At 44.1% G+C, this 5,369-nt stretch carries 7 protein-coding genes and 1 pseudogene; 6 read left to right on the top strand and 2 right to left on the bottom strand.

Annotation, left to right across the window (positions count from 1 at the left end; translation table 11 throughout):
* The 4 genes and pseudogenes from VB714_RS14405 to VB714_RS14390 all read left to right on the top strand — a co-directional run.
* Nucleotides 1–578: pseudogene (locus tag VB714_RS14405) on the top strand (WD40 repeat domain-containing protein); the annotation flags it as partial.
* 161 nt (nucleotides 579–739) lie between these two features.
* The gene (locus tag VB714_RS14400) at nucleotides 740–1,438 is read left to right on the top strand and encodes a hypothetical protein (RefSeq protein ID WP_323225296.1); all 699 of its coding nucleotides are present in this window, start codon (nucleotides 740–742) and stop codon (nucleotides 1,436–1,438) included.
* 3 nt (nucleotides 1,439–1,441) lie between these two features.
* On the top strand, nucleotides 1,442–1,615 hold the full coding sequence (locus VB714_RS14395; RefSeq protein WP_323225294.1) for a hypothetical protein: 174 nt from the start codon (nucleotides 1,442–1,444) through the stop codon (nucleotides 1,613–1,615).
* Between the two features lie 169 nt (nucleotides 1,616–1,784).
* Nucleotides 1,785–2,135 (top strand): hypothetical protein, encoded by a 351-nt coding sequence (locus VB714_RS14390; RefSeq protein ID WP_323225292.1) that lies wholly within the window; start codon nucleotides 1,785–1,787, stop codon nucleotides 2,133–2,135.
* A gap of 67 nt (nucleotides 2,136–2,202) precedes the next feature.
* On the opposite strand, the gene VB714_RS14385 is transcribed toward VB714_RS14390, so the two are convergent.
* A complete protein-coding gene (locus tag VB714_RS14385) occupies nucleotides 2,203–3,177 on the bottom strand; it encodes a glutathione S-transferase family protein (RefSeq protein ID WP_416309688.1) in 975 nt (324 codons plus the stop codon).
* Between the two features lie 66 nt (nucleotides 3,178–3,243).
* The gene (locus VB714_RS14380) at nucleotides 3,244–3,804 is read right to left on the bottom strand and encodes a hypothetical protein (RefSeq protein ID WP_323225290.1); all 561 of its coding nucleotides are present in this window, start codon (nucleotides 3,802–3,804) and stop codon (nucleotides 3,244–3,246) included.
* A 136-nt stretch (nucleotides 3,805–3,940) separates the two neighbouring features.
* On the opposite strand from VB714_RS14380, the gene VB714_RS14375 reads away from it, so the two are divergent.
* Both VB714_RS14375 and VB714_RS14370 read left to right on the top strand, forming a co-directional pair.
* Nucleotides 3,941–4,912, top strand: a complete 972-nt coding sequence (locus VB714_RS14375) for an aspartate carbamoyltransferase catalytic subunit (protein WP_323225289.1) — start codon at nucleotides 3,941–3,943, stop codon at nucleotides 4,910–4,912.
* Between the two features lie 75 nt (nucleotides 4,913–4,987).
* A complete protein-coding gene (locus VB714_RS14370) occupies nucleotides 4,988–5,176 on the top strand; it encodes a CPXCG motif-containing cysteine-rich protein (RefSeq protein WP_416309687.1) in 189 nt (62 codons plus the stop codon).
* Nucleotides 5,177–5,369: the final 193 nt, after the last annotated feature.

Here is a 5,369-nt window from a genome sequence, read left to right as displayed (position 1 = left end):
ATTCTTTGGATTTTAGTGCCAATGGACGCATTTTAATCAGTACTGGCGATCGCAAAACCGTTATGGTGCGATCGACCAAGACCGGTAAAGTTTTGCAAGTATTGATAGGACATAGAGAATATGTGAATTGTGTCGCCTTTAGTCCGGTGGGGAATATTGCGGCGAGTGCCAGTTGTGATAAAACGGCGAGACTCTGGAATGTGAAAACAGGGGAGTTATTGCATACTTTAGTGGGTCATGAGGGCTGGTTGAATACAGTCGCCTTTAGTCCCGATGGCGAACTGCTGGCCAGTGGTAGTGTTGATAGAACGATCGCCTTGTGGTCCGTGCGATCGGGGCAAATGTTACAAAGATTATCGGGGCATTTAAGTAAAGTCTACACCTTAGTATTTAGTGCAGAAGGAAATATATTAGCTAGTGGTGGAGGAGATGGTTTAAAACTATGGTCGGTAACAACAGGAAAAGAGATATCTGGCTTAGGATATGAATCGGAGGAACTTTATACTGTGGCATTTAGTCCCCAAGGAAATATTTTGGCCACAGGTGGGAAAAAGACTATTTCTTTATGGGAGAAATAAACCAAGGCAAATCTCGCTTTAGAGTCCTTTTCCCTATTTACAAATTATGTCCAAAAAGTTGAAAAGTCTTGACAAATATTTGCTTTTAACCTTTGACTTTTGGCTTTTAACCTGCATAAAATGTGGCTATTCAGAGTGCATCCGTAAATATAACTAAGAAAATGTCCGTTCTGTTTGCCAAAATTTATGATACGAGTGCGGAATTCGACGATCGCTATGTTCCCGAACTGGAAGGGGCGATCGCGCGTTGGGGAGGTATTATCGCCCCCTCGGTGGGAAATGCGATCGTGGGTTTATTTGCGGAGGAGGTAGATAAATCCTTGGAAGCATCCCTCTCTATGCTTGAATGTTTTGCTGGGAGTCAGTATGCTAAAGGGAATACTCTCTACACGAAAATAGGAATTGGCATCGATACGGGAACGCTTCTTTCTAAAACAGATAATGGCGATGTTCCCCATTTACCCTATATTGTCAAAGATACCCAATATATCGCCGCACGGGTTGAAGCGCTAACGCAAGTATATGAAACCCCGTTATTGATTACCCATCGTACTTTCTTGCAACTTTCTCAGACTGAAGGGTATCGCCTTCGCTTGATCCATCGCTTTGAGGCTGAAAATCAAAACGATCCGATCTCAGTATTTGAAGTTTTTAATGGGGATCCGATCGCAATTCAAGATGCAAAACTAGAAACAAAAACCCAGTTTGAACAAGGATTATTTTTATATTTTATGGGTTTCGTCGAAGAAGCAGAACACTTATTTGAGAGTTGTTTGGAAATCAACCAACACGATCGCGTCGTTCAACTTTATTACGAACGCTGTCAAGCGAGTGCGTTACGGGCGATCGGCACGGGTTGAAGGATGAGATGGGTATATCTGGCTAAATTTCTACGATCGCGATCGCGGAATATTGGAGTCAGCGATCGCACCAATTTGAGATTAACTTCACAATCGATCCAGATGGCGATCGTATTTTATCAGAGAAAAAACGCCGATACTGAAGGTGTGGAAAGCAAAATAGGACTTACGCATTAACGGGCAAGATGCCCGCACTACCATAGCAAGAGAATACCGTAGTGGGAGCGTCTCGCTCCCTAGCTGCGTTCTAGCTCCCTAGCTGCGTTCTCGCTCCCTAGCTGCTTAAGTCTTACAAAAGTTTTCTCATTCTAGACAAGAACCTCGCAAGTGTCAAAGGAGATTAACCATGATAAACCTCAATCCCACTATCCGCCATCTTTTCCAAACAAGCATTCTTTCTTTAGCTGGGGTTGCACTTCTGACCCAAACAGCTTCCGCTAGTGAAATCAACGCCAAAACGGGCAATTCTGAGGACTTGCAAGGGGTTGTCTCTTGTAATGTCGCCCAAAATCCGTGGTTAGCGATCGCTCCTCTGGGGGAACTTCCTTGCGAGTCACCCGTTGGGGGTCCCATTGAGTCGATCGCAGTTAGTTTAGAGCATGGAATTATGCAACTCAATGATACAGCCAAAACAGAAATTATTTATACTCGTTATCGCCAAGACTATCCCCATGCTTTAGTGGTCGGCGATCGCTAAATTGACGAGAGAGTTAAGTCCCATCTTTTCACCCTATAGCTGGAGTGGCGATCGCAGCAATCAAAAACTAAACCCCTCGATGATGAGGAGTCAGGAAATCAATTTCCGGGCCGATGGGAACAATTCCCGTAGGATTGATCGTTTTGTGACTTTCATAATAATGCCCCTTAATGTGCGAAAAATTGACAGTTTCGGCTACACCGGGAGTTTGGTAGAGATCGCGAAGATAAGCCCAAAGATGGGAATAATCAACAATACGACGAATATTGCATTTAAAATGCCCAACATAAACTGGATCGAAGCGCACGAGGGTGGTAAATAAGCGCCAGTCTGCTTCTGTGAGGCGATCGCCAACAAGATATCGCTGTGTCGAGAGGCGCTCTTCCAGCCAATCTAGGGTATCAAACAAAGGCACGATCGCCTCTGCGTAGGCTTCTTGAGTCGTAGCAAATCCGCATTTGTAGACCCCATTATTAACTGTATTATAAATGCGATCGTTGACAGTATCAATTTCATCTTGCAAGGATTGAGGATAATAGTCTCCAGGCTTTGCACCGATGTTATCAAACCCACTGTTAAAAATACGGATAATTTCCGAAGATTCGTTATTAACAATAGTTTGGGTCTGTTTATCCCAAAGAACCGGCACCGTCACCCGCCCTGTATAATTAGGATCGGCGCGGGTGTAGATTTCATGCAAAAACTCAGCACTAAAAAGAGGATCGCCAATAACCCCTTCACCCGGTGCAAAAGTCCAGCCGCGATCGCCCATCAACCAATGCACGACGGATAAGGAAATCGCCTCTTCTAACCCCTTCAGGGCGCGGAAAATGAGCGTCCGGTGCGCCCAAGGACAAGCGTAGGAGACATAGAGATGATAGAGTCCTGATTCTGCCTTAAAGCCCCCTTTTCCAGTCGATCCGGGGCTACCATCGGGAGTTATCCAATGGCGAAACTGAGAGGCTTTACGAACAAATCGTCCCCCCGTACTGGTCGTGTCGTACCATCGATCCTGCCAAACACCCTCAACTAAAAGTCCCATCATTCTGTTCCTAAATGCCATGTCTGGGATTGTACTGTATGTAGCGTACCAAAATGATTGCAGGTATCACAAATAAATTTCCTGTCCTTGTTCAGTAAAACGAACATCGCGAATATTCCATTGTAAATTTTGAGTTAGAGTTTGACGCAAACCCCCAAATAAACCAAAAGTTTCGCAGGGAGACAAAGAAGCAAAATGACGCGGACTATCCGCAGCAAGGCGCATATCTACCGTTGCAACCCCATTATTAACTTGGACTCGATAACCTGCAAGAGAAAAATCACCGTTGTTGAGACCTTCAATTGTTTTGGCGATCGCCGTTTCTAAAGACTTTTCTTGGGGTATTGAAACCTGTTGAGGAACTAAATTCAGACATTGGCGATCGGGAGAGAAAATCTGTACAGAAACAGCATTCGTCGCCTGTTTGGTTTGAATCGTAATCTCCGCAGGTAAACTGGGAGTAGGGGGAATAGTAATCGTTTGCGGTTGCGTCGAGGGTGCGATGGAAATTGTCACGGGTTTTTCCTCGGCTGCGCTAAAATACTCCGCATTGGAGACTCCGTAACCCCCAAGGGCGATCGCCGTAATTCCGACGAGAAGAGAAAAAATTTGTGTTTGACGTTGCATAGAAACCTCCCCCAAGTTGATAATGTAAATCGTTGCCTATTCTTGTTAAATATTGTTTTCAAGAGAGCAACGGCAAAATCGGGAAATTTTGTGACAGATAAGTAATCGGTTATAAGTACGGAATGACAGTTAATCAATGAATCAATCTTGGACTCGCCACCATATCCTCTCTCTTGCCAATTTCAGCGAGGTGGAATATGATACAGTGCTACAAACCGCCTCCAGTTTTCGCGAAGTTCTCTCTCATGGCACAAAAAAAGTACCGCCATTACAAGGACAAGTTGTAGCCAATTTATTTTTTGAACCTTCGACTCGCACTCGCAGCAGTTTCGAGTTATCCGCAAAACGCCTCTCCGCAGATATTCTTAATTTTACCCCTGGCAGTTCTTCTTTAACCAAAGGAGAGACAATTTTAGATACAGCGAAAACCTATTTAGCAATGGGTGCTGATATTATGGTCATTCGTCACAAACAGGCTGGAGTCCCTGCTGCGATCGCCCGAGAAATGGATCGTTTACAAACAGGAGTTAGCGTTTTAAATGCAGGAGACGGACAACACGAACATCCTTCTCAAGCATTGTTAGATTTATTTACAATTTGTTCGCTTTTGGATAGCGATCGCCCGCGTTTGCAAGTCTTAAAAGGCAAAAAAATCGCCATCGTTGGGGATATTTTACATTCTCGGGTAGCGCGATCGAATATTTGGAGTTTAAGTGCAGCAGGAGTCGATTTACATTTAGCCGGACCGCCGACATTACTCCCAGAATATTTTGCTGATATGGGCAATGTTACCTTACATTGGCATCTCGAACCTGCCTTGCAAGATGCCGATTTTGTGATGACCTTACGCTTGCAAAAAGAGCGCATGACCAGCAATCTCCTACCGAGTTTGCGAGAATATCATCAACGCTATGGTATTACCCGCGATCGCCTCAAAAATTGCCATCCTGACGTAAGTATTCTGCATCCAGGTCCCGTCAATCGTGGAGTAGAATTAAGTTCGGATTTGATGGACGATCCGCGCTTGAGTTTGATTTCTCAACAAGTGACCAGTGGGGTTGCCGTTCGCATGGCCTTATTATATTTATTGGGAACGAGAAATGGTTAAATTATCGTAGGGGTTTGGTCTCCAAACCCATGTATTAACGATCCGCGATTGAGTCTCCAAACCCCTGTATTAATGATGGAAACAACTGCCGAATATTGCTGCGCTTTTTGCGGCGAAATCAGTTCAACTTTTGTCGATCTGAGTGGGGGTTATACTCAGTCTTATGTAGAAGATTGTCAAGTTTGCTGTCGTCCCAATGTTCTTTATGTTCGCATTGATGAAGATACTTTGGAGATTGCGATCGATACTGATTTTCAGGAATAGATGTACTCATTTAAAACATAGCGATCGCCATAATCTGATTTATAATCTGATTTGACCAGCAATATAATATCAAATCCGGTTAATGGGTATAACAAGCGGGCAAGATGCCCGCACTACTGTAATTATTGAATATTATCGTAGTGGGAGCGTCTCGCTCCCTAGATTTTTAATGATAGTATTCATGCGGATTTGA

The organism is Spirulina sp. 06S082 (assembly GCF_034932145.1).
Taxonomy (GTDB): domain Bacteria; phylum Cyanobacteriota; class Cyanobacteriia; order Cyanobacteriales; family Spirulinaceae; genus CCY15215.
The sequence above is the reverse complement of the archived record's forward strand: the minus strand, read 5'-3'. Positions and strand labels throughout refer to the sequence as shown.

Coding starts and splice junctions, on each gene's coding strand:
- VB714_RS14390 (WP_323225292.1), top strand. CDS start 1,785: ATGATAAACCTCAATCCCACTATCCGCCATCTTTTCCAAACAAGCATT.
- VB714_RS14395 (WP_323225294.1), top strand. CDS start 1,442: ATGAGATGGGTATATCTGGCTAAATTTCTACGATCGCGATCGCGGAAT.
- VB714_RS14370 (WP_416309687.1), top strand. CDS start 4,988: ATGGAAACAACTGCCGAATATTGCTGCGCTTTTTGCGGCGAAATCAGT.
- VB714_RS14385 (WP_416309688.1), bottom strand. CDS start 3,177: ATGGGACTTTTAGTTGAGGGTGTTTGGCAGGATCGATGGTACGACACG.
- VB714_RS14375 (WP_323225289.1), top strand. CDS start 3,941: ATGAATCAATCTTGGACTCGCCACCATATCCTCTCTCTTGCCAATTTC.
- VB714_RS14400 (WP_323225296.1), top strand. CDS start 740: ATGTCCGTTCTGTTTGCCAAAATTTATGATACGAGTGCGGAATTCGAC.
- VB714_RS14380 (WP_323225290.1), bottom strand. CDS start 3,804: ATGCAACGTCAAACACAAATTTTTTCTCTTCTCGTCGGAATTACGGCG.